This window comes from Rickettsiales bacterium (assembly GCA_029252805.1).
Lineage (GTDB): Bacteria > Pseudomonadota > Alphaproteobacteria > Rickettsiales > JALZUV01 > JALZUV01.
Genome location: JAQXAR010000015.1, coordinates 135,200 through 158,790 on the forward strand (window position 1 = coordinate 135,200; position 23,591 = coordinate 158,790).

Here is a 23,591-nt window from a genome sequence, read left to right on the forward strand (position 1 = left end):
CATACTGTTTAAGAGTTCTGCATGCATAAAATTGAAATTTCTGAATCCGGCTATGGTCAACGTCTTGATAAATGGCTCTCGGGCGAGCTTGCTGAAATATCGCGAAGCCAAGTGCAGCGCTTGATAGGTGAGGGAGCTCTCACCCTTGATGGTCAGATTTGTAAGGACGCATCATTAAAATTGAACCCGCAGCATAAAGAGCTGACGCTTATTATCCCTGAACCGGTGGAGATGGATTTGTCTCCCGTTGAAATGGATTTGGATATTCTGTTTGAGGATGATGATCTGGTTGTTATCAATAAACCTGCCGGGCTTACGGTGCATCCAGCACCCGGCGAGCGTAATGCGACATTGGTACATGGTTTGCTTGCGCATTGCGGCGATACGCTTTCCGGTATCGGCGGGGTGCAGCGTCCGGGCATTGTGCACCGGTTAGATAAGGATACGAGTGGCGCGATTATTGTGGCTAAGCATGATGTGGCGCACCAATATCTGGCGGCGCAGCTGAAGGATCGCAGCTTAAGTCGGACCTATCATGCGCTTTGCTATGGCTGTCCGATGCCGATGAGCGGCGTGGTGGATGCACCAATTGGCCGCTCCAGCCGTGATCGTAAAAAGATGGCGGTGGTGGAGAAGGGCACCGGCAAAGAAGCGCGTACGCATTACAAAGTGCTCCACCGATATGAGGGAGGATTAAGCTTGTTTGAATGTAAGTTGGAAAGCGGTCGTACGCATCAAATTCGTGTGCATCTGTCGCATCTAGGGCATCCGTTGGTGGGAGACCCGACTTATGGGCGGGCACGTAAATTGGCGAATAAAGAGTTGCAGCAGATCATCGCGCCGCATAAAAAGCAGATGTTACATGCGGTGGGAATTGCCTTTTTACACCCTAAAACAGAAGAGCTTATCACGCTGAAAGCCGCCTATCGTCAAGAGTTTTCCGAATTAGTGCAGCGGCTTACTCTTGCAAACTAACGGGATTTTGCCTATAGTTATGGGGCAAGGGTTGAAAATAAGAATTTTTGTAATATTTTTCTCTTGCTGACGAAGGATAGATTATTATGGCTACAATGAGTTTACCTGCAATATCACCCGAATCCGGTCTGCGCCGGTATTTGGATCAGATTAAGCGTTTTCCTATGTTGGAAGCGGATCAGGAATATATGCTCGGTAAGCGGTGGAAAGAACATGAGGATGCGGATGCGGCTCAGCAACTTGTCACCAGTCATTTGCGCCTTGTCGCGAAAATCGCCTTTGGCTATCGCGGTTATGGCCTGTCCCTCGCAGAAATTATTTCCGAAGGTAATATTGGTCTCATGCAGGCCGTAAAGAAATTCGAGCCGGACAAGGGCTTCCGTCTTTCCACCTACGCTATGTGGTGGATTCGTGCCTCGATTCAAGAATATGTGCTAAAAAGCTGGTCGATTGTGAAAGTCGGCACGAGTGCGACGCAAAAACGGTTATTCTTTAACTTAAAGAAAATGAAAGCCCGTTTAGGCGCTTACGAAGATCATGCGCTCACCCCAGAGCAGCTGAAAGAAATCTCCGAAGAGCTGAATGTTCCGATCAAAGACATTGATGCGATGAATGCGCGCATGGTTGGCGGCGATCACTCACTGAACAAAAAGATCGGTCATGAGAGCGAAGATGAGTGGATTAACTTGCTCGCCGATGATGATATCACGCAAGAAAATGCGCTCTCGCAAATTCAGCAAAGCAACATCCGTCATGAAGCATTGGGCACAGCGATGGCTGATTTGAATGAACGTGAACAGGATATTATTGCGTTGCGTAAACTGTCTGAGCCTGTGGTGACATTGGAAGAATTGAGCCAAAAATACGGTGTGAGCCGCGAGCGCATTCGCCAAATTGAAACCCGCGCGATGGAGAAACTCCAATCCGCAATGCTTCCCGCTCCTGAGTTAGAAGACGCTTAAATTGTAGCGAAATAAGCGAATCGTCACAAAAGATTAATAAATATTAATATTTATTCTACTGTAATGAATGGGTTCTATTGCTAGGTTTGTGCGGGAAATACGCGCGTAAACCCGGCCATAGGCCACGAGTTTATTTTGATCCTTTATACCTAATGGTATGCGCATCTACACCCCTCTTACTCTTGAATGAGATTGAGGTCTGAATTTCAAAGTCAATTCTCTCCCCCAAAAGCGGAGATATTGTATGGTTTAAAATAATAAAAGCACTTCATCTTGAAGTGGTATGTTGCGTAAGCGATGTATATTTAACTTCTTAAACTCTAAAAAATGAGATTATTAAGAATACCCATGGGGATAGTATTTATCTGCTTCCTCGTGGTCAACTTGCAAGGGCAAGTGGATTCTACAGATTTTCAAACGCAGGTGGATACAACCTGCATCACTCCACCATCTGGTCAATCTAAAGCCGGTCAGATGAAAAATCTAAAGGGTGATAAAGAATCAGGGGGAACGGAGATCGAAAGAGTAGTGGAAGAGTTAACCGGATTTCCAACGGTTGCGTTGCTCAAAGATCACGCAGCTCGGAAAATGCTTACTCCAGCAACAGGTGGAGCCATTGTTAATGGCGATCAGCCTGGCAAGAGAGGTCCGGAAAAGATTTTCTGGCGCCCGAAGGCTGATACAGTTGGGGTAGCAGGGATTAAAATGGCGAAAGTTATTAAATTCCAGTACGAAACCGTCCTTGAAGAAAAGGGCGGAGTGGTTTTACCCAAAGTGCCTTGGTTACAAGGCGAAAGCGATATCTCAGCTTTTCTACGCGCTGACAACATCATGGAAGCAGTTGCCATCTACAAGCGGGCAACAAAGGCGTTGTTCGATTATGTTGAGCAGGAGGTGGGTGTGCCGATTGACTATTTCATCGTGTTGACGGGTTTTCCCGATTCAACAGGAATGGTAAACAGAGGATACTCGCAGAAGTTTATCAATAAGATGAACCATGCCACCGCATTGTTGCGGGATGCTCAGCGTGAGTTGATCGCTGAGAATGGTAATATCCATTACGGTGGAGATACTGACGGTATCGAAACCGCTAGAGAAGCCGACCCTGAAGGTAAGCCTAAAGATATCTGGCACCTCTCAGCTGAAGGCTGCGAAGAGGCAGGACGAAGGATCGGTGAGTGCATTGCCGAACAGATGAGGCTCTAATACCCCATCTTACCAAACTGCCAAAGGGCTGTTTCTGGTGTTTATATTGAAAAATATAAACACGGAAGCAGCCCTTTTAGTTTTTCAGGTGGGGATTCCTAGGTCGCTGATAATTTGAATATCGCTTTCGATCAGGCTTGTAATGCCTAGTAGGGTGATACTATTGCCTGAGCCGAGGTTAATGATCGCGCCGCCATCGACAAAGCTAGCGGCGGCAATCACTTCTGCCGCAGTATCAATGGCTGAATTATTGAGATTGGCCAGAATATGTAACTGGTCTCCACCGACTGCGCCCGCGCCTTCAAAACCTGCGACGAGGTCTTGACCTGTGCTATAGCCGAATACGAAAATATCGTCGCCAGTGCCGCCATTGAGCGTATCATTGCCGATTTGCCCGAACAGGGTATCGTTACCAGAATTACCGATAAGGGTGTCATTTCCGGCGCCGCCAATGAGGCTGTCGTCGCCATCCGTTAGATCGCTAAGGCCTGTGCCGCCGATTAAAATATCATCGCCACCATTGCCAAAAATCGTATCGTTACCGGCGCCACCATAGAGGAAATCACCGCTATCGGTTGGGTCAACGCGAGTGCTGCCGCCAAAGAGAGTGTCGGTACCCTCACCGCCGAGAATGTTATCAATACCATCGCCGCCGAGTAGGGTTTCTGCGATCGCCCCTGCTGCGCCTTGAAGAAGGTCGCCGCCTGTGCCGCCGGTGAGGGTGGTGATTAAGCCGTCCCCACTAAGCGTAAGGCCGCCCGCTGCCGCTGCAACAGCGGCTAATGTAGGTAATACGAAGTCAGGCAATGTTGCTGTGCTTGTTGTGCTGCTGCCAGTGCTGGTAGTATCGGTTCCATCGCCGCCAGAGGTCGTTTCTTCCGCCGGTGTTGTGAGGGGGCTAAAGGTGAATGAGTCAGCTGTTAAGCTATCTAAACCGCTTGTGGCCGAAACTTCCAATGTAAGGTTTGCTGTCACATTGCTGATTTGAGTGAAGTTGCCTAGCGTGCCACTCGTATTGGGTGAAAGGGTCAGGTCACTAAAACTGGCAATCTCAAACGCGGAGAGATCAATTTTATCCAAACCTACCTCAAAATCTAAGATGCTGCCATCTTTGAAGCCTGAAAGGAGGGTGTTATTGGCGATGATAAAGGTATCGCTACCCGCGCCCCCAAAAAGAAGTGCATTGCTGCCAGTATTGTCGATGAGGTCATCTCCACCAAAAGCGAACACATAATTGGTATTAGAGGGAGCGGTGAAGGTATCATTGCCATCCGTACCATCGGTAATGGTGGTGGGGAGCAAGGCTCCGCCGCCGATGTTAAGGTTCTGGATTGCCGTGGTGACACTATCAGCAGCGGTAGGGCTTAAGCCTAGAGTCGATCGGGTGGAAGTATGAATAACTGACATAAAATGAGATCCCTTGATTGAGCCCTTAGTTTAGCGGTGAGAGCTTAAAGAATGTTTAAGTTTTGCGAATAGGCGAGCGCGTCTTGCAGTATCAGAAGTGCGAATAGAGGCGAGGAGAAACCAGTCGACAGTAACGATTGAGCGTGACAGATGGCTAGATTTTGTGTATATAGCCTGCATGCAACATCATTCAAACTCTGCGTGGAACGCGCTCCTACCCTGGTCTAATACCAACCGATAACGCATTGTTTTGCGCCCGCTATCGCGACTGTTGTCGTTCACATAGCGCGCCACTTCGTGGGCTGATGGCTCACTTGGCCTACCGGCCTCATTATATCGATTAATTTGCCAAGTAATGGCAACAATATTTAGGAACTGAACATGACTGATTTATTTGAAAACCCAATGGGAACTGATGGCTTTGAATTCGTAGAATATGCGAGCAAAAACCCAGAAGAATTAGAAAAACTATTCACGGACCTCGGCTTTACCGAAGTGGCTAAGCACAAAGCTAAGAACGTGACGCTATGGCGCCAAGGCGGCATCAACTTCATTCTCAATAAAGAGACTGATGGTCAGCCGCGTGATTTTACCGAAACGCATGGCCCGTCAGCGAACGCGATGGCATTCCGCATCAAGGACGTGCCAAAAGCAATGGCGCGTGCAAAAGAGCAAGGCTACGAGATTGTTGAAAGCAATGCTGGCCCATTGGAATTAACGATTCCAGCGCTTAAAGGAATCGGCGGAAGCTTGGTGTATCTGGTGGATACTTACGGCGATGCGGGCGAAATTTACGATACAGATTTTGACTTCCACGCAGGCGTTGAGCGTCACCCTAAAGGTGCGGGTCTTTATGAGATCGATCACCTGACGCATAATGTAAGCCAAGGTAACATGGATAAATGGGCGAATTACTACACGGATTTGTTTAACTTCCGCGAAATTCGCTATTTTGATATTGCCGGTAAAGTCACAGGCTTGAAATCTCGTGCGATGACGTCGCCTGATGGCAAGATTCGTATTCCAATCAACGAATCTTCTGACGATAAGTCGCAAATTGAAGAATATCTGCGTGAGCATAATGGTGAAGGTATCCAGCATATCGCACTTGCTAGTCGTGATATTTTTGAATCTGTTGAAAGCTTGCGTGCTGATGGTATGGAGTTCATGGATACGCCAGATACTTACTTTGACCGTATTGATGCACGTGTGCCTAACCATGGCCATGATGTCGAGCGTATGCGCAAAAACCGTATCCTGATTGACGGCGAAGGTATTGATAAAACGCATGAAGAAGAGCTGCTATTGCAAATCTTTACTAATACGGTGATTGGGCCGCTATTCTTTGAAGTGATTCAACGTAAAGGCAATGAGGGCTTTGGTGAGGGTAACTTCCAAGCCTTGTTTGAGTCGATCGAAGAAGATCAAATCAAGCGTGGCGTTATCGAAGCAACAGGTTAATTGTCGCCCCGCCTTTGCGGGCGGGGTGCTTCCATTCGTCCCTAAATTACCGAAATAGCCTCGTGATAAATACGGGGCGACATGAGGAGTAGATATAATGAAAAAGCACATTAGTTTCCCCCGTATTGAAGGCGATGCCGCACGCCAAGCGCATTGCGATTTGCCGGAAGGTACCTATGAGCGTGAGTTTGGCAAAGAAGGCTTCTTCGGCCCTTGCTCTCACTTAAGCCATGCCAATCCGCCAACCGGTTGGATCAATTGGGAAGGACCGTTGCGTCCGCAAGCCTTTGATCTGAATAAGCTAGAAGGGGTGAGTAATACTCCCTGGAAAGCACAACGTATTATGCATAATCATACGCTTGATTTCCGCATTTGGAAAACGAGTGGAAAGATGGACCATCTTGCCTGTAATGGCGATGGCGATGATCTGCTGTTCGTGCATAGCGGCGAAGGGAGTCTATTCTGCGATTTTGGTCATATGACCTTTAAATCGGGTGATTATATCGTGCTACCACGTGCGCTACGCTGGCGTTTGGAATGCAAGGGTGAAGCGACCATCCTGTTGATGGAAGCCACGAATGACTATTTCCAACTGCCGGATAAAGGCATGGTCGGCCCGCATGCGATTTTCGATCAAGCGATGCTCGATGTGCCTAAAATTGACGATGCCTATAAAGCGCAAATGTCCTCTTCTGAAGAATGGAACGTAGTGATTAAAGCGCGCGGTGGTTTATCGACGGTGACGTTCCCGTTTAATCCGTTGGATGTGGTTAGTTGGCATGGTGATAACTTGCCGGTCAAAATCAACTGGCGCGATATTCGTCCGCTGATGAGCCATCGTTATCACTTGCCACCAAGCGCGCATACGACCTTCATGACGAGCCGCTTTGTGGTCTGCACTTTTGCGCCACGCCCGGCTGAGATGGACCCCGGGGCGCTGAAAGTGCCTTTCTACCACTCCAATAACGATTTTGATGAGGTCATCTTCTATCACGAAGGCGAGTTCTTCAGTCGCGATAATATCCACCCAGGCATGCTCAGTTTCCATCCATGCGGTTTCCCGCACGGTCCACACCCGAAAGCGTTTAATATCGCTGCAGAAGCTGATAAAACACGTAAAATGACCGATCCTCCAAAGATGTTGGAAGAGGTGGCGGTGATGATTGATACGCGTGACGCAGTCGAGCTGGATGATGGCATCGCCGATACTGAGTGGAAAGGCTATGTTGATAGCTGGAAAGGCTAGAAACGTGCTTTATCAGGTTAAAATCTCGCTCTTGCAGCCCGTTACTCCGCCTTATGGTGAGTGGTTGAAGCTGCATGTGCAGGAAATGCTGGCGCTGAAAGGTGCTCGTGGTGACGCGCTATTCGTGACGGCTAATATTCAGCAGGCAAGCGATGTGTTTACGGTTTCGTACCAAATCACTGAAGCTAATTTCGCTTCTTATGAAGCGACTTATGCGGATGAAATGCGCAATGCTTTTAAGGAAACCTACGCCGCCCAAATTTCTGCTTTTGCCTTCGAGCGAAAGACGATAAAAGGCTAATATCTAATCTATATTCAAACAGAGGAATTCTCATGAGACTCGGAACATTAAAAGAAGACGGTTCACGCGATGGTGTGTTGGTTGTGATCAGTAAGTGCCACAGTAAATGTGTGACGGTGACAGATATCGCTTATACGATGCAAGAAGCGATGGATGATTGGGACGAAGTTGCGCCACAGCTTCAAGAAGTGTGCGATAAGCTTTGCGCCGGCGAATTGGATGCTGACGTGATAGAATTTGATCCGGCAAAGATGCATTCCCCACTGCCGCGTGCATTCCAGTGGGCCGATGGTTCGGCTTATGTGAATCACGTTGAGCTTGTGCGTAAAGCGCGTGGTGCTGAGATGCCAGAAAGCTTCTGGACAGATCCTCTCATGTATCAAGGCGGCTCCGATCAGTTTGTTGGTCCTCGTGACGATATCGAAGCGGTGAGCGAAGGTCATGGTATTGATTTTGAAAGTGAAATTACGGTTGTAACGGGTGATGTTCCAATGGGTGTGAGTGCGACGGATGCGTTGCAACATGTCCGCCTTATTATGCTCGTCAATGATGTATCACTGCGTAATTTGATTCCGGGTGAACTCGGAAAAGGCTTCGGTTTCTTCCATAGTAAGCCGGCTTGTGCCTTCTCGCCAATCGCGGTGACGCCGGATGTTCTTGGCTCGGTATGGAAAGACGGAAAAGTGCATTTGCCATTGGTGACGACACTTAACGACAAAGAATTTGGTCGCCCGAATGCGGGGGTCGATATGACCTTCCACTTTGGCGAGTTGATCGCTCATGCCGCAAAAACGCGCCATTTGGGAGCGGGTACATTGATTGGTTCCGGTACGGTTTCAAATGTGGATCGCTCAACCGGTTCTTCATGTTTGGCAGAGCGCCGTATGATTGAGAAAATCGAAAATGGCGAAATGACGACGCCGTTTATGAGCTTTGGTGATCATGTGAAAATCGAAATGTTTGACGAAGAAGGTAAAACAATCTTCGGGTCGATCGAACAAAAAGTGGTTGAATATAAAGGGTAATGATGATGCATAGAATAATTATTGGCTTGGTTCTTTCTCTCTTTTTACTCTCTGCCTGCAATACGGTTCAGGGTATCGGGACGGACATTAAGAAAGCCGGTCAAGGTCTTGAAAAGGTTGGGAGATAGGTGAGTCAATCTATTAAGAAATTCTACTCCTATTTTCGTTCTTCGACGGCTTATCGGTTACGTATTGCGTTGAATTTGAAAAATATTGTCCCGCAAGAGACGGTATTTGTGAATCTGCTTAAAGGCGAGCAGCATGGGGATGCCTATAAGGCGGTGAACCCCGCCGGCGCAGTTCCGGCTTTCGAGCTGGAAGATGGGACGATTCTAACGCAATCGGCAGCGATGCTCGAATGGTTGGAAGAAAACTATCCTGATACGCCACTATTATTTGCTGATTATGTGTTGCGAGCGAAGGTTCGCGCCTTTGCGAATGTGATATCGTCGGAAATGCATCCGATCAATAATTTGCGTGTTTTGAAATATCTGGTGGGTGAGTTATCGCTAGAAGATTCGCAGAAGATGCAATGGATGCATCATTGGATGCATAAAGGATTTTTGGTGTGTGAAGGCATGTTGGAAGGTCAAAGCGGGGAATTTTGCTTCGGAAACACGCCAAGCCATGCAGATATTTGTTTAGTGCCACAAATATACAACGCGCTGCGGTTTAAGGTGGATATGTCAGCCTATCCGCGGCTTATGGCCGTGTATGAATATGCGTTGCAGCACCTCGCTTTTGATGCAGCGGCACCCGAGAAACAACCTGATTGTCCGAATCCCTCTTAAAAGCAGGGGTTGTAAACACTATATTAACATTTATGGTGCAGATTAATGACTGCCCTAAAAGGACAGGAACTATGGCCAAAAAAATACTGATTATTGAAGATAACGATCTTAACCTAAAGCTCTTCCGCGATTTGCTGGAAGCGAATGGTTACATCACGGTTGAAACTAAGGAAGGGCTTAATGCTCTCGATTTAGCCAAGCGCGAAATGCCGGACTTGATTTTGATGGATATCCAGCTACCAGAAATCTCTGGTTTGGATGTCACGCGTCGTATCAAAGCGGAACCCTCTGTTGCAGATATTCCGATCATTGCGGTGACGGCGTTTGCGATGAAAGATGATGAAGAGAAAATCTTACGTGCAGGGTGCGAGGCCTACATTTCTAAACCTATTTCCATCACGAGTTTCCTAGAGACAGTGAAGCAATTCTTGGATGCGGCGGCGTAATAAATGAGTGCTAAAATACTCGTTGTTGATGATGTCCCTGCCAATGTAAAGTTGCTCGAAGTCAAACTGATGGCTGAGTATTATGACGTGATCACGGCCGAAGATGGCTTTAAAGCGATTGAACAAGCAAAAGAGCAAAAACCCGATTTAATCCTCCTCGATGTGATGATGCCGGGTATGGACGGCTTTGAATGCTGCCAAAAACTGAAAGCAGATAGTGAAACTTCTCATATTCCCGTCGTGATGGTCACGGCGCTGAACGAAGTTCATGATCGCGTCAAAGGGCTGGAATCCGGCGCGGATGACTTCCTGACAAAGCCGATCAATGATGTCGCACTGATGGCGCGTTTAAAGTCTCTCGTGCGGACTAAAATGTTGGTGGATGAATTACGTTTACGTGATCAAACAGGCACACAGATGGGAGTTAAGAATCCTAGTGATGCCTTGCTTTCCGATGTAACTGGCGCGCGCGTGTTATTGATTGATGATGATTTGGCGCAAATCAAGCGTATCCGTGAAAACCTATCGACTGATTACGACGTCGATAGCGTCAATGAACCTGAACATTCGCATAATGTAGCGCTGGGTGGGAATTTCGATGTGATCGTGATTTCAACGATGTTGGAAGAGGTGGATGGTTTGCGTTTGGCGACGCAATTTAAGAGCCAAGAGGCATTGCGTCACGTTCCAATCGTGATTTTGGTGGATGAATTTGAACAGCATATCGTGCTTAAAGGGCTTGATATGGGGGTGAATGATTATCTGGTTGTACCGGCTGATCCAAGTGAATTACGCGCCCGTATTCGTACACAAGTGCGCCGCAAGCGCTACCAAGAGGCGCTAAAATCGAATTATCAGGAAAGTATTTCCATGGCGATTACGGATGGTCTAACTGGCCTACATAATCGTAACTATTTGGATGCCCACTTGGAAAATATGGTGCGCAGTTCATTGGCTAGCTATAAGCCATTATCCTTGATGATTATGGATATGGATCATTTTAAGCTCGTGAATGATGATTATGGTCACGATTGTGGAGATCAGGTTTTACAACAACTTGCTAAGTTGATTAGTGCTGAAGTGCGTACTTCAGATTTAGCCGCTCGTTTCGGCGGAGAAGAGTTTGTGATTCTTATGCCGGGCGCTAAATTACAAGATGCTATCGAGGCTGCGGAGCGTACCAGAGCAGGTATTGAGCGAACGCCTTTTACCATCACACATGAGGTTGGGCAGATCAATAAAACAGCGAGTATTGGCGTGAGTACCCTCAATCCGATGGGAGATACGGGGGCAGAATTGCTGAAACGCGCGGATACTGCGCTTTACCAAGCCAAAGAGCAGGGGCGCAATAAAGTGTTCGTTACGCCAAATGAATAATTGCTAACTTATTGATTTGTATCAATAGTGAATTTCCAAATTCACACAACCTTAACATTTCTTTGCACTCTTTTTCGGTAGAATAAGAGTGGGGCATTACGCCTCATGGAGAAACAATGGTTTATAGTGCTCAACATGCAGTAGACGAAGCGGCTTATCAGTTAAGCCGTGGAAAGCGCTATGCTGGTGGTATGGCCGCTCGCTTAATGCTGCGCTTGATGACTGCAGCCGGAGCTGCTACGGCTGGGATGTCGGGTGGTGCGGGAGTGTTCTACGCAAGTGGCTTGCTGGGTGTGGGGACCGGGATCGGTCTTCAGGCCTATCTGAACCAAAAAGATTATGAGCACAATAAGGAGCAGCTTGCCGGAATGTATCGCAAGGAGCTCTCCGCTGTGTTCCAAAAAGACGGTCATTCAGTAAGCGTTGATGATTTAGAAAATTTGGCAACTCAAAACCCAAGTATCAAGGAACAGCTAGATAGGGAAAAAACAAAACGCAATGTCAGTACGGGTATTTGGCTAGCTGCTGGTGTGTTTGGTTTTGCTGCTGCGGCGATGGTGATAGCGTCAGTGGCTGCACCTGTGGGAGCGGCCGTTGTCGCGGTTGGTGCTGGAACCAAAATAGCAGCCGCTATCACTGGGCTAGTTTCGTTTCAAATTGCTCGTCCAATAGTCAAAATTGCTGCCGAAAAGCACTATAAGATTGATACACCAACAACGGTTGAACTGGTTAAATCTCTCGAATGGCAGCGCACTAAGGGTAAGCAGCTAACCCACGCCCAGGTGCTTGAAGCTTATATTGCGGCCAACCCTCAAATGGGGGATCTGATTCAGCAGAACTTTGGTGCACCACTTGCACAGTTAAGCCCGGTGGATCAACAGCGCGTAGCACTGCAATTTGGTGAGCGTATCAAGCTAGATGAGATTACTACGGCGATTAACGAAGACCGCATGAATGCGCGTGAACTGGTGTTTGCGGTACACGGAAAACGTTCAGGCGCCTATGCGGATGTCAGTTATAAGCAGCAATGGGATGATGGCGTGGCTCAGGTGAAGGAGAAAGCCAGAACCGTTCAAAATAATATGAAAAGAAGCGGAACGAGAGCGCTGAATAACGTGACGCAAACAGGGACTAAAGCCCTCAATAGTGTGAAGCAGTTTGTTGGCTCTGGCCAAACAGATAATGTTCCCGAAGCGGCAGAAGTAGAATCTACCGCGTGGAGAGATTATGAAAGTGCTCGCAAAGCCGGGCGCGATGGGCCCAAGCAACCGGGAATGTAGTTAAACACGCACCTTTACGTAGCTTCCAGGTGCATCCTCAAGAGATTCTTTAATTTGCCGCGCTGGAATGCTCTCATCACTTTGCGAGCGTAACCAATCGGCCCAATCGTCCCACCATGAACCTTCATGCTGCACGCTCTTTTCGAGCCACTCACTTGCTTCAGCAGGTAGGCTATCAGCACTACGCCATCCATATTTCTTTTTATAAGGTGGATTGACGACGCCGCCAATATGGCCGGAACCTGAAAGTATAAAGCGTGTCTCGCCTTTATAGAGCTGTGTGCTGGCATAGGTTGCGCGCCACGGCGCGATATGGTCATCCTGTGCGGAAATCATGTAGCTTGGCGTTTTGATACAGCTGGGTTCGATTTTTTCGCCTGATAGAGTGAGCTTGTTTTGAGCGAGGCTGTTATTGAGATACATTTCACGTAGGTAGAATAAATGCATCTTAGCTGGCATGCCTGTCACATCGCCATTCCAATAGAGGAGGTCGAAAGAGAGCGGCGTTTTACCCATCAGGTAATTACTGACCACAAACGACCAGATGAGGTCTTGTGGGCGTAGTGCGTTAAAGATGGCCGCCATCTCGTTACCTTCAAGGTAGCCGCGCTCTTCTAATCTTTCTTCTAGTGCGTGAAGTTGCGATTCTTCTGTGAAAATTTTGAGATCGCCCGCTTTTTCAAAATCGACCATGGTGGTGAGGAAGGTGGCCGAGGCGATGCAATCGGCTTTACCCTTTGCTTCTAGCCATGCGAGCAGACAGCTCGTAAGGGTTCCGCCTAAGCAATAGCCGGTAATATGGAGCTTCTTTGCGCCCGTCAGCTTGAGCACTGTTTGTACGGCTTCCCACGCACCCAGCATTAGGTAGTCATCGAAGTCAATATTCTGATGCTCTTTATCGGGGTTCACCCACGATATCATAAAGACGGTAAAGCCTTGATCCGTGAGCCACTTTACCAATGAATTCTCAGGCTGTAGGTCGAGGATATAGTATTTATTGATCCATGCGGGGGTAATGAGTAGGGGCGTTTTTTGTACTTTATCGGTCGCCGCTTCATACTGAATTAGCTGCATGAGTTCATTTTCATACACCACCTTTCCGGGGGTGGTGGCGATATCTTTGCCGAGTGTGAAGGCGTCTTTAGGTGTCATGGTAATGCGACCTTGTTCAAGGTCGTGCATCAAGTTTTCTAAGCCATCAATAATGCTTTCGCCATTGGTCTCTATCGCGTGATTAAGCACTTCAGGGTTTGTCCACGGATAGTTGCTCGGCGATAAGGCATCACGCCATTGTTTTCCGTAAAATTCAACGAGGTGAGCACTGCGATCATCCAAATTATCATTGGCTTTATCGAGCGTACTATCAATGAGTTTCGAGGTGAGTTTATACTGCTCTTTTAGGTTTTCATAGAAGGGGTTAGCGCTCCATAAGTCACTACGAAAGCGGCGGTCTTTTTCGACTTCATTAGAGGCTTTTTCAGAAGGAGAGAGAAACTGCTGAAACTGTTTTTGACCAAGGGTAAGCGACTCTGTCCACCACTCAAATCCTGCTTTGGCTAGTTCATCGGGGGATTGCTGTAAGAGGCTGTTTTGAAATGCTAAAAAAGCTTGAGTGACCTCTTGCGATAAAGGGTCATTCGTTTGTTTGCTGTCGGAAGTGAAAGAAGAAAATTTCTCTAAAACCTGCGGCCATAACTGCGTGGCTTTCTCCATGTTGCGCAAGAAAGCTTCATTATTGTAACCATCATCATTTTTCATCGAATTTCTCATTGCGTTTCATTGTCATTGGATTATGTTTCTGTGGCGTATTTACACCGTGACGCTGAAGAGACTACCATAAATTGTAAGTTTATGCATTTCCCTTTGTTGCTGCGGTAAAAATAGCGCGAAAGAGCAAAAAGAATACAAAAAATAAGAACAAAACAGGGTATCGTCATGGCATATTCTCTAAAGTCTCTCTTGATGTTGAGCGTCGCTGCGTGCGTAGGTCTTTCGGCCTGTAATAAGCTTGGTTATGGCGAAATACGCACCGCACCGGTAGGGCAGGCCATGCTCGGGGCAAAGCGTATGCCGCAAATGAATGGTGCCGAATTACAAAAACAGCGAAGCATGCAGGGTCAAAATCAGCAACAGGCGATGCAGCAGCGTCCACCCATGATGCAGATGCAGCCACAACCGATGATGCAGGTGCCGCAGCAGCCTATGATGCAGATGCAGCCACAACCCATGATGCAGATGCAGCCACCGACACAGCAAATGGCGCCGCAAATTCCAGCAGATTATCCGGTAACGCCAACGCCTTACAGTGCGAGCCCGCAGAGCTATCAGCCGCAACCTGCGCCGCAGCAGCCTGAGGCGCAATCTTATATGCAAGGGCAGCAGCCCGCCGCAATGCAGCAATCGGCTTATGATATGCCTTATGCTTACGCGCCGGGCAGTTACCATAATACCGGTTCAACCGGTCTTGCACGAACGGTGAGTGCGACGGATTATTATGCGCAAGATAGCGCCCAGCCGCATTCGCAAGCGGCGGTGATGGGTGCTGGAGGGCAGCAATGGTATGCGCCTGCTGCACCGGTAGGCGACGTCTATGGTGGTCAGCTTCCTGTAAGTGCACCGGGCACTTACAGTGCGGGTTACGGCATGGATGCGGTCTATGGTCGTTATCAGGCGCAGCCTGTGCCGGTGATGCCGCAAGAGCCTTCATTCTATCAACCCATGACAGCAAACCACGCGGCAAACCATCCTGCACGCGATCCTTACGCGGTTGAAACGATGGAGCCACAATATAATAACTTTTATTACGGTGGAGAGGGTATGCCGCAAGGGCAAGTTCAGGGACAAAATCCGAAATTTTCTCCTAATTTTGATGCAGCCGGACAAGGCGCAGCCTTTACCAATGGTTTTGGACAACGTGCGGGCGGCATGATTAGCCCTGTTTCAAGTCAATATTATGGCGAAACAGCGAATGCGCCGATTCGTCGCGCGTTAGAAGAGCCGCCAATGTTATCGCGCGAGTCGATGTTACCGAACCCGAATGCCGCTTCTGGCGTGTATTATGGCGACGGTGGCTATCAATAAGCTTGCATCTTTTAACCTAAACTAGCACAACAGAATTATGTCAGAAGAATTCCCGCGTATCGGGCGTTTACCGCCCTATGTCTTTGCTGAAGTCAACCGTATGAAAGCGGAGGATCGCGCAGCAGGTAAGGATATTATCGACCTCGGCATGGGGAACCCCGACATGCCGCCGGCGCCGCATATTATCGCCAAACTTACCGAAGTGGCCGCGAATCCACGTGCGCATGGGTATTCGACTTCGCGTGGTATTCTTGGATTGCGTAAGGCGCAAGCGGCTTATTACGAACGCCGTTTTGGGGTAGAGCTCGACCCGGAATCTGAAGTGGTAGTCACCATTGGTTCCAAAGAAGGACTGGCGAACCTAGCCTCCGCGATTACCGGCGCGGGCGATACGATGCTCGTGCCAAATCCGAGTTATCCGATCCATCCTTATGGTTTCATCATTGCCGGCGGGAGTATCCGCCATGTGCCAAAAACCGATGATCAGCCGCTGATTGAAAAGCTAAAAGATGCGATTAAACATACGTCCCCCACGCCAAAAGCGCTGATTCTCAATTACCCTTGTAATCCAACGGCAGAAGTCGTGGATCTGGAGTTCTATGAGGAGATTGTCGATATTTGTCGTCATCACGGTATCTATATTCTCTCGGATCTGGCTTATGCAGAGATCTATTTTGGCGATACGCCGCCGCCCTCGATTCTACAGGTAAAAGGTGCGCGTGATATCGCCGTTGAGTTCACCTCATGCAGTAAAACATACTCGATGGCCGGCTGGCGTATCGGCTTTGCCGTGGGTAACAAGAAGCTTATCGGCGCGCTGACCAAGATTAAATCCTATCTCGATTACGGTGCTTTTACGCCGATTCAGGTGGCTGCGACGGCCGCCCTTAATGGCCCGCAAGATTGCGTGGAAGAGGTGCGTGGCATTTATAAAGAACGCCGTGATGTGCTGGTGGAAGGCCTTGCGCGCGGCGGCTGGGATGTTGATATCCCTGAAGCAACCATGTTCATCTGGGCAAAACTTCCGAAAGCCTACGAGCGTATAGGCTCCATGGAATTTGCAAAAATTATGCTCAAAGAAGCCGAGGTGGCGGTCGCACCCGGTATTGGCTTCGGCGAATATGGCGATGGCCATGTGCGTATCGGCATGGTGGAAAATAAACAACGCCTGCGCCAAGCAACACGCAATATCCGCCAGATGCTGGCCCAAGATGCAGAAGCGCTAATTGCAAAATATAAGGATGTCTCATGAGTGAACCATTAAAAGTAGGTATTGCAGGTCTCGGAGTCGTTGGCTCCGGCGTGGCGAAAATTTTGATCGAGCAGGCGGAGCTTATTGCTGGCCGTGCAGGTCGTGATATCAAAGTGACGCGTGTTTCTGCGCGGGATCCGTATAAGGATCGTGATTTCCCGATTGAGGGGATAGAGTGGGTGGATGATGCCCGCGAAGTCGCAACAGCCAATGATGTGGATTTAGTGGTTGAAGCGATTGGTGGTTCGGAAGGAATTGCTAAAGAGATTGTTGAGATTGCGCTGTCTGCGGGCAAGCCTGTTGTCACGGCAAATAAAGCTTTATTGGCAGAGCATGGCCTCGCTCTAGCCGAATTGGCCGAAGCAAATGGCGTGACTTTAGCCTATGAAGCAGCGGTTGCGGGGGGGATTCCTATCGTTAAAGCATTACGTGAAGGTCTGGCAGCTAACCACATTGAAAAGGTTGTGGGAATTCTAAATGGAACGTCCAATTTTATCCTCACTCATATGCAAAATGAAGGTTCTGAATTTGAAGATGCTCTGGCTGAAGCAAGCCGGTTAGGTTACGCCGAAGCGGACCCGTCTTTCGATATTGATGGCATTGATGCGGCGCATAAATTGTCGATTCTCACGGCGCTCGCCTTTGGCTGCAAGCCCGATTTTGACAAGGTGCATATTGAAGGCATTCGTCATATCGCCAAACAAGATATGAAGTTCGCGCAAGAGCTCGGTTATAACATCAAGCTGCTCGGTATCGCGCGCCGCACAGAAGATGGCCGTGTGGAGCAACGCGTGCACCCCTGCATGCTTTCGGCATCATCACCGATCGGCGTGGATGACGTGTATAATGCGATCGTGATTGAGGGCGACTCCGTCGGTCGGTCAACGCTCGAAGGACGTGGGGCAGGCGGCGGGCCAACAGCTTCCTCTGTGATTGCGGATATCATGGATATTGCGCGGGGGGTAAATTACCCTGTTTATACGCTGCCACTCTCTAAATTGGCTGATGTCGAATTCACGCCAATGGATGAGCTGAAAAGTGCGTATTACCTGCGTCTTTCTGTATTAGATCAACCGGGAGTGCTCAGCCAAGTCACACAGATATTCTCCGATAATGATATCTCGCTTTGTTCTTTTTTGCAGAAGTCTCGCCAGCCAGAACAGGCCGTTCATCTCGTGATCACGACCCATCAAACGCAAGAGTCACATTTACGCAAAGCCGTTGATGCGATTAACGCGCTAGATTCAGTGGTGGAGAAAATCCATCTCATCCGTATTGAACATTTCGATGAGTGAAAACTGGCTTAGCGGTACGCAATGGCAGCTTCGTCCGAGCGACGAATCCTATGCTCTCGCTGCCGCTCAGCGTTATGGTATTGCTGAAAGTATTGGCCGTCTATGCGAACAGCGTGGCGTTCTGCTGGACGATCTAGAGAGTTATCTAGCGCCGTCACTGCGCGAATTGCTACCAGATCCGATGCATTTTAAAGGCATGGCGCAAGCGGTCACTCGTTTAGCCGCTGCGGTACAAGCGGGTGAGATGATCGGCGTTTTTGGTGATTATGATGTGGATGGCGCGACATCCTCGGCCATTTTGCTACGATACTTGCGTGCATGCGGCGCTGAAGCCGCCGTGCATATCCCTGATCGTCAAAAAGAGGGCTATGGCCCTAATCTCTACGGGTTTGAACGTCTGAAAGAGCAGGGCGCGAATTTGATTGTTACGGTAGATACGGGCGCACTAGCGCATAGTGTATTGGCCGAAGCTGCGACAAAAGGTTTTGAGGTCATTGTATTAGATCACCATCAAGGCGAGCTAGAATTGCCTAAGTCAGTGGCCGTCGTGAACCCGAACCGGTTTGATGAAACGACCGAGTACACTTATCTCGCGGCTGTTGGCGTGACGTTCCTCGCACTCGTGGCGCTGAATAAGCATTTACGCGAGGCGGGTTTCTTTACAGGGAAACAAGAGCCTGATCTGAAGGCCTTGCTAGATATTGTCGCGCTCGGTACGGTCTGCGATGTGGTGCCGTTGGTTGGGCTTAATCGCGCCTTTGTGACGCAAGGTCTCAAAATTATGGCACAAAAGCATAATGCGGGCATTAGTTGCTTGCTCTCGGTCGGTGGTGTGGAGGATGCGCCATCGCCTTACCATCTGGGTTTCGTGATTGGCCCGCGCATTAATGCTGGTGGGCGTGTGGGGCAGGCTGATCTGGGTGTGCGTTTGCTGACCGAAGATGATTTCAGCACAGCCCATGAGATGGCAGAGCAGCTCGATCACTATAATAAAGAGCGGCGGGCTATTGAATCTCAAGTACAAGAAGAGGCTATGACACAAGCCGAAGCGCAGCTAGCCGCAGGCGAAAATAGTATGCTCTTTGCCGTGGCAGAACATTGGCATGAAGGCGTGATCGGCATTGTTGCAGGGCGTTTGAAAGAAAAATTCGGACTACCAACCGCGGTCATTGCTTTGAATGACACGGGTATGGGCAAAGCCTCTGCTCGTTCGGTCAGTGGTGTGGATATGGGGCAGATGGTGATCGCCGCACGGCAAGCCGGCTTGCTAGAGGCAGGCGGCGGGCATGCGATGGCGGCTGGGTTTTCCGTCTCGGCTGAAAAGCGTGATGAGTTTATTGCCTTTGCCCGCGCACGCCTAGCACCGGCTGTCGCAGAGTATCAGCAACATTATGTACGTGAATATAGCGCGCTTATTCCGCTGACGGCAGCCTCGATAGATTTCTGCGAGTTGATGGAAAAAGTTGGCCCTTTCGGCGCTGGTAATGCGGCTCCACGTTTTCGTATGGATGGCGTGCAGCTCGTAAAAGCCGATGTGATTGGCAAAACCGAAGAGCATTTGCGCCTAATGGTAGCAGAGCCACAATCCAATGTGGGGCGCTCTACCTTGAGCTTAAAAGTGATGAGCTTCGGCACGGCGAAAGAACAATTAGGCCAACAGCTTATCGCAGCTAAAGGTAAGACCATCTCGTTGATTGGTCGTTTGAAGCGTGAAGAATGGAGAGGCCGAGTTTCGGTCAGTTTGATGTTGGAAGACGTGATGATAGAAGCTTAGGCTTCTTCTTTATCCGCGGGTTCATTTTTAACGGTTTCTACATCGCCTATGCCAGCTTTAGCATTATCATCCGTAATTGGGCCATCTGCACGGCCGTGCACGAACTGATCTACGTAAGGGTTCTTACTAGCGTAAACTTCCTTCGCTTTGCCTTGCCAGATGATCTCCCCTTGATAAAGCATCGCCACTTTATCGGCGATTTTCACGGCAGATTGCATATCATGCGTGATCGTCATGGTGGTAGAGCCAAGCTCCTTCGTACATTTGACGATAAGATCGTTAATCACATCGGCCATGATTGGATCAAGACCAGTGGTGGGCTCATCGAAGAAGATAATTTCAGGATCGCCGCAAATCGCACGGGCGAGGGCAACACGTTTTTGCATCCCGCCTGAGAGTTCGGCTGGAAATGCATCCGCTTCACGTTCGCTTAAGCCCACTTGTTCTAGCTTTTCAACGGCCAGTTTGTAAGCCGTGTCCTTATCCATTCCACCATTAAAGAAAGGCGCGAAGGTGATGTTTTGCCAAACGGGGATGGAATCAAATAGTGCGCCGCCTTGGAAGAGCATGCCGAATTTACTCATGTAACGCATACGTTTACGGTTGCTCATGTTATGCGGAGATTCGCCATCCACCAAAATAGTGCCGCTCGTTGGGGGCATCAGGCCGAGTACGTTCTTTAAGAGAACGGACTTTCCTGAACCGGATCCCCCGATAATAACTAGTGATTCACCCTTGGCGACTTCAAGGTCAATACCCCTAAGGACTTGCTTGCTAGCAAATGATTTATGGAGATCGGTGATTTGAATTTTAGGCGTTTCACTCATGCGAAGAATAGCTCCGTCACAATATAGTTGGAGAGTAGAATAAGCACGGAAGCAGAGACCACGGCATTGGTCGTGGCAATCCCCACTCCTTGTGCGCCACGGCCTGAGAAGAAGCCATGATAGCAGCCCATGAGCGAGATAATGAAACCAAAGACGGAGGCTTTGACTAAGCCAGAAATTACATCAGGTGCTTCCAAAAACTCGAACGTACTGTTGAGATATGGCCCCGGCGCAAAGCCAAGCTTATGGACACTGACGAGATAACCGCCATAGACACCAATAATATCAGCGACCAATACGAGTAGGGGTAGCATAAGCACCCCTGCGATTAAGCGCGGGAATACCAGGTAAGCATGTGGGCTGGTCGAAAGCGTTTCGAGTGCGTCAATTTGTTCGGTGACACGCATCGTGCCAATCTCCGCAGCGAAGGAGGCGCCGATACGTCCTGCAACCATTAAACCTGCCAATACAGGGCCTAATTCACGCGTGATAGACAGTACAACAACCGTTGCGATTGAACTCTCTGCGGAAAAGCGAGAGAAGCCAGAATAGCTTTGCAAGGCAAGTACTGCACCTGTGAAGATAGCGGTAAGGCCAATGACTGGTAGCGAGTAAAAACCGATCTCGACCATCATCCGCCAAATTTGGCGCCAATACCAAGGGCCACGAACGCCTGCAAGCATACCGCGCCCAGCGAAGAGACTCAAGCGTCCAACGACTTCAAAGAAACTGAGGGCAATCGAGCCAATGGGGATGAATGGGTTCATAGAGGAGTTTGTTTTAACAGAACTAATTGCTCTGTCCATAGCCATGATAATGTCTTTTTACGCGTGGTGAAATACTGGTGAGAATTTCATAGCCGATGGTCTGTGCTGCATCGGCCATGGCATTCACATCTTGCTTGGCGTTGAGGAGCTCAACACTGGTGCCTTCGCTTAAGGCATCACGCGGAATATGAGTCACATCTAACGTGATGAGATCCATCGAGATTCGCCCGATAATCGGTGCGGCATGCTCGCCAATGTAGCCGTGCAGGTTGCTACCGGAAAGAATGCGGTGCAAGCCATCGCCATAACCTATTCCGACGGTCGCAACGCGGGTGCCTTTGGGGACCGTGGCATCCCCCCCATAGCCTACCGGCTCACTCTCTGCCGTCGTCGTGCGGAGTTGTAGAATAGGGGCGGTAAGCGTGACTACCGGTTCGACCGGATTAGGGCGATCTGTGAATGGGTTGATACCATAAAGCGCGCAACCTGGGCGGGCGAGGTCATGATGAAAGTTTGACCCTAAAAAGACGCCAGCAGAGTTGGATAAGCTAGCAGGTAGGTTCGGGAAGCAGCGGCGAATATGACTGAAGCGCTCCAGTTGTTGCTTGTTGAATTCGGAATCAGTATGGCTCGCGCACGCTAAGTGGCTCATGATAAACCGAATTTGCGCAGCATGCAGGCGCTCCTCTTCCATGGCGAGCTTTTCAGCCTCATCCACTGAGATCCCTAAGCGGTTCATACCCGTGTCGATATGCAGAACGGAGGCGGCAGCTTTGGTGTCTTTAGCCACTGCCTCCCAACGTTCAAATTGCGGCATCGAATTGAGCACGGGAATGATGTTATAATCGAGGAACCCTTCGACTTCACCGCCCTGAACTCCTGCCAAAACATAAATAAATTGGCTGGTTAGTACTTCACGTAATTCGATCGCCTCGTCTAAGGTGGCAACGAAGAAATGCGGGCAGCCCGCATCGGCCAAGGTAGCGGCAATTTCTTCCATTCCCAAGCCGTATGCATTGGCTTTGACCACAGCTGCGCAATCATGATTTCCATGAGTTTGGTTTAAAAGCTTCCAATTGCGCAAAATGGCGCCTAGGTCGACTTCTAAAGTAGTAGAACCAGAATCCATTCTTAGGCAGACTTCCTCTTAGTCGTCGTTGCTTTTTTTGCCGGAGTTTTTTTAGTAGTTACCTTTTTTGGTGTTGTCACTTTAGGTGCGGGAGCCGCTAACATATGCACATCGCGCTGTGGGAATGGGATGGAAATGCCTTCTTCATCAAAGCGATTTTTAATGGCTTCGGTCAATTCAAACTTCACTTCGAAATAATCCTCAGACTTCACCCATGGGCGTAAAATAAGGTTCACGCTGCTATCTGCCAATTCAGAAACGGCAAGGTTGTAAGCAGGTTCTGCAAGAATTTTATCTTGCGAGGTGACGATATCTTTGAGTACTTCCTTTACGTGAGAGAGGTTCTCGTGATAAGCGACGCCAATCACCAAATCGACACGACGTTTTTTCTTCTGTGAGTAGTTCGTGATATTGCCTGAAATAATAGTGCCATTGGGAATAATGACAGAGCAGTTATCAACGGTGACGAGATGGGTGGTGAAGATATTGACTTCCTCCACCGTGCCAGCCACGCCGGCAACATCGATATAATGGCCGTTGCGGAAAGGGCGGAACATAATGATCATTACGCCGGCTGCAAAGTTAGAAAGCGAACCTTGCAGTGCTAAGCCGATGGCGAGGCCTGCGGCTGCAATAACAGCGGCTAGTGAGGTAGTTTCGACTCCCAAGGCACCAATAGCCGAGATAATAACGATACCAAATAAGATGTAATAAATAATGTTGGAAAGGAAAGAGACAATCGTGGAGTCGAGTTTGTTTTTTTCCAGCACTTTGCGAATGAGGTTGCTGATACTTCGTGCAATTACTTTACCAATTAAAAAAATCAGAATCGCGCTAATAATCGCTGTTCCATATTCAATAGCATAACCGACTAAAAATTCAGTATCGATTTGTGCAATCCATTCGTTCATTTGATCCATTTTAGTTCTCTCTATTTAGGTGTAAAAAAGGCGGCCCTATAAAGACCGCCTTTTTACGTTTTAATCAAG

General features: G+C 48.8%; 21 protein-coding genes. 15 read left to right on the forward strand and 6 right to left on the reverse strand.

Annotated elements, in window-relative coordinates; all coding sequences use genetic code 11:
• The first annotated feature begins 21 nt into the window (after positions 1-21).
• The 3 genes from P8P30_03400 to P8P30_03410 all read left to right on the forward strand — a co-directional run bounded on the left by P8P30_03400 (position 22) and on the right by P8P30_03410 (position 3,143).
• Entirely contained in the window at positions 22-975 is a 954-nt protein-coding gene (locus tag P8P30_03400) for an RluA family pseudouridine synthase (GenBank protein ID MDG1286593.1), read from the forward strand.
• Positions 976-1,061: 86 nt separating this feature from the next.
• Positions 1,062-1,937, forward strand: a complete 876-nt coding sequence (gene rpoH / locus P8P30_03405; GenBank protein MDG1286594.1) for an RNA polymerase sigma factor RpoH — start codon at positions 1,062-1,064, stop codon at positions 1,935-1,937.
• A 348-nt stretch (positions 1,938-2,285) separates the two neighbouring features.
• Positions 2,286-3,143, forward strand: a complete 858-nt coding sequence (locus P8P30_03410) for a hypothetical protein (protein MDG1286595.1) — start codon at positions 2,286-2,288, stop codon at positions 3,141-3,143.
• A gap of 84 nt (positions 3,144-3,227) precedes the next feature.
• Here P8P30_03410 and P8P30_03415 read toward each other — a convergent pair whose 3' ends face one another.
• On the reverse strand, positions 3,228-4,550 hold the full coding sequence (locus P8P30_03415) for a calcium-binding protein (protein MDG1286596.1): 1,323 nt from the start codon (positions 4,548-4,550) through the stop codon (positions 3,228-3,230).
• Positions 4,551-4,931: 381 nt separating this feature from the next.
• Here P8P30_03415 and hppD point away from each other — a divergent pair, with 381 nt between their 5' ends.
• The 8 genes from hppD to P8P30_03455 all read left to right on the forward strand — a co-directional run bounded on the left by hppD (position 4,932) and on the right by P8P30_03455 (position 12,477).
• Positions 4,932-6,011 (forward strand): 4-hydroxyphenylpyruvate dioxygenase, encoded by a 1,080-nt coding sequence (gene hppD / locus P8P30_03420; protein MDG1286597.1) that lies wholly within the window; start codon positions 4,932-4,934, stop codon positions 6,009-6,011.
• 97 nt (positions 6,012-6,108) lie between these two features.
• Complete coding sequence (locus P8P30_03425) at positions 6,109-7,257, forward strand: homogentisate 1,2-dioxygenase (protein MDG1286598.1); 1,149 nt, start codon at positions 6,109-6,111, stop codon at positions 7,255-7,257.
• Positions 7,235-7,558, forward strand: a complete 324-nt coding sequence (locus P8P30_03430) for a DUF4286 family protein (GenBank protein MDG1286599.1) — start codon at positions 7,235-7,237, stop codon at positions 7,556-7,558. The genes P8P30_03425 and P8P30_03430 overlap by 23 nt, the downstream gene beginning before the upstream one ends.
• A 32-nt stretch (positions 7,559-7,590) precedes the next feature.
• Positions 7,591-8,583 carry a fumarylacetoacetate hydrolase family protein gene (locus P8P30_03435; GenBank protein ID MDG1286600.1) on the forward strand — a complete coding sequence of 331 codons (993 nt, stop codon included), beginning with the start codon at positions 7,591-7,593 and terminating at the stop codon, positions 8,581-8,583.
• Positions 8,584-8,711: 128 nt separating this feature from the next.
• On the forward strand, positions 8,712-9,374 hold the full coding sequence (maiA, locus tag P8P30_03440) for a maleylacetoacetate isomerase (GenBank protein MDG1286601.1): 663 nt from the start codon (positions 8,712-8,714) through the stop codon (positions 9,372-9,374).
• Positions 9,375-9,445: 71 nt separating this feature from the next.
• Positions 9,446-9,820, forward strand: a complete 375-nt coding sequence (locus P8P30_03445; protein MDG1286602.1) for a response regulator — start codon at positions 9,446-9,448, stop codon at positions 9,818-9,820.
• 3 nt (positions 9,821-9,823) lie between these two features.
• Complete coding sequence (locus P8P30_03450) at positions 9,824-11,197, forward strand: PleD family two-component system response regulator (GenBank protein ID MDG1286603.1); 1,374 nt, start codon at positions 9,824-9,826, stop codon at positions 11,195-11,197.
• Between the two features lie 116 nt (positions 11,198-11,313).
• Positions 11,314-12,477: a hypothetical protein gene (locus tag P8P30_03455; protein MDG1286604.1), complete on the forward strand. Its 1,164-nt coding sequence runs from the start codon at positions 11,314-11,316 to the stop codon at positions 12,475-12,477.
• Here P8P30_03455 and phaC read toward each other — a convergent pair whose 3' ends face one another.
• Positions 12,478-14,235, reverse strand: a complete 1,758-nt coding sequence (gene phaC, locus P8P30_03460; protein MDG1286605.1) for a class I poly(R)-hydroxyalkanoic acid synthase — start codon at positions 14,233-14,235, stop codon at positions 12,478-12,480. It abuts the gene before it with no gap.
• A gap of 177 nt (positions 14,236-14,412) precedes the next feature.
• Between phaC and P8P30_03465 the strand changes: the two genes are divergently transcribed.
• From P8P30_03465 to recJ, 4 genes are read left to right on the forward strand one after another with little or no spacing between them, the layout of a single operon-like run.
• The gene (locus tag P8P30_03465) at positions 14,413-15,558 is read left to right on the forward strand and encodes a hypothetical protein (GenBank protein MDG1286606.1); all 1,146 of its coding nucleotides are present in this window, start codon (positions 14,413-14,415) and stop codon (positions 15,556-15,558) included.
• 37 nt (positions 15,559-15,595) lie between these two features.
• Entirely contained in the window at positions 15,596-16,810 is a 1,215-nt protein-coding gene (locus P8P30_03470) for an LL-diaminopimelate aminotransferase (GenBank protein MDG1286607.1), read from the forward strand.
• Positions 16,807-18,105, forward strand: a complete 1,299-nt coding sequence (locus tag P8P30_03475) for a homoserine dehydrogenase (protein MDG1286608.1) — start codon at positions 16,807-16,809, stop codon at positions 18,103-18,105. The genes P8P30_03470 and P8P30_03475 overlap by 4 nt, the downstream gene beginning before the upstream one ends.
• Positions 18,098-19,879, forward strand: a complete 1,782-nt coding sequence (gene recJ, locus P8P30_03480) for a single-stranded-DNA-specific exonuclease RecJ (protein MDG1286609.1) — start codon at positions 18,098-18,100, stop codon at positions 19,877-19,879. The genes P8P30_03475 and recJ overlap by 8 nt, the downstream gene beginning before the upstream one ends.
• Here the strand turns inward: recJ and P8P30_03485 are convergent.
• From P8P30_03485 to P8P30_03500, 4 genes are read right to left on the reverse strand one after another with little or no spacing between them, the layout of a single operon-like run.
• The gene (locus P8P30_03485) at positions 19,876-20,706 is read right to left on the reverse strand and encodes an ATP-binding cassette domain-containing protein (protein MDG1286610.1); all 831 of its coding nucleotides are present in this window, start codon (positions 20,704-20,706) and stop codon (positions 19,876-19,878) included. The two genes, recJ and P8P30_03485, sit on opposite strands and share 4 nt — an antisense overlap.
• The gene (locus tag P8P30_03490) at positions 20,703-21,473 is read right to left on the reverse strand and encodes an ABC transporter permease (GenBank protein MDG1286611.1); all 771 of its coding nucleotides are present in this window, start codon (positions 21,471-21,473) and stop codon (positions 20,703-20,705) included. The genes P8P30_03485 and P8P30_03490 overlap by 4 nt, the downstream gene beginning before the upstream one ends.
• Before the next feature lie 22 nt (positions 21,474-21,495).
• Positions 21,496-22,602: an alanine racemase gene (gene alr, locus P8P30_03495; protein ID MDG1286612.1), complete on the reverse strand. Its 1,107-nt coding sequence runs from the start codon at positions 22,600-22,602 to the stop codon at positions 21,496-21,498.
• Positions 22,603-22,604: 2 nt separating this feature from the next.
• Positions 22,605-23,522 carry a mechanosensitive ion channel gene (locus P8P30_03500; protein ID MDG1286613.1) on the reverse strand — a complete coding sequence of 306 codons (918 nt, stop codon included), beginning with the start codon at positions 23,520-23,522 and terminating at the stop codon, positions 22,605-22,607.
• Between the last annotated feature and the right edge of the window lie 69 nt (positions 23,523-23,591).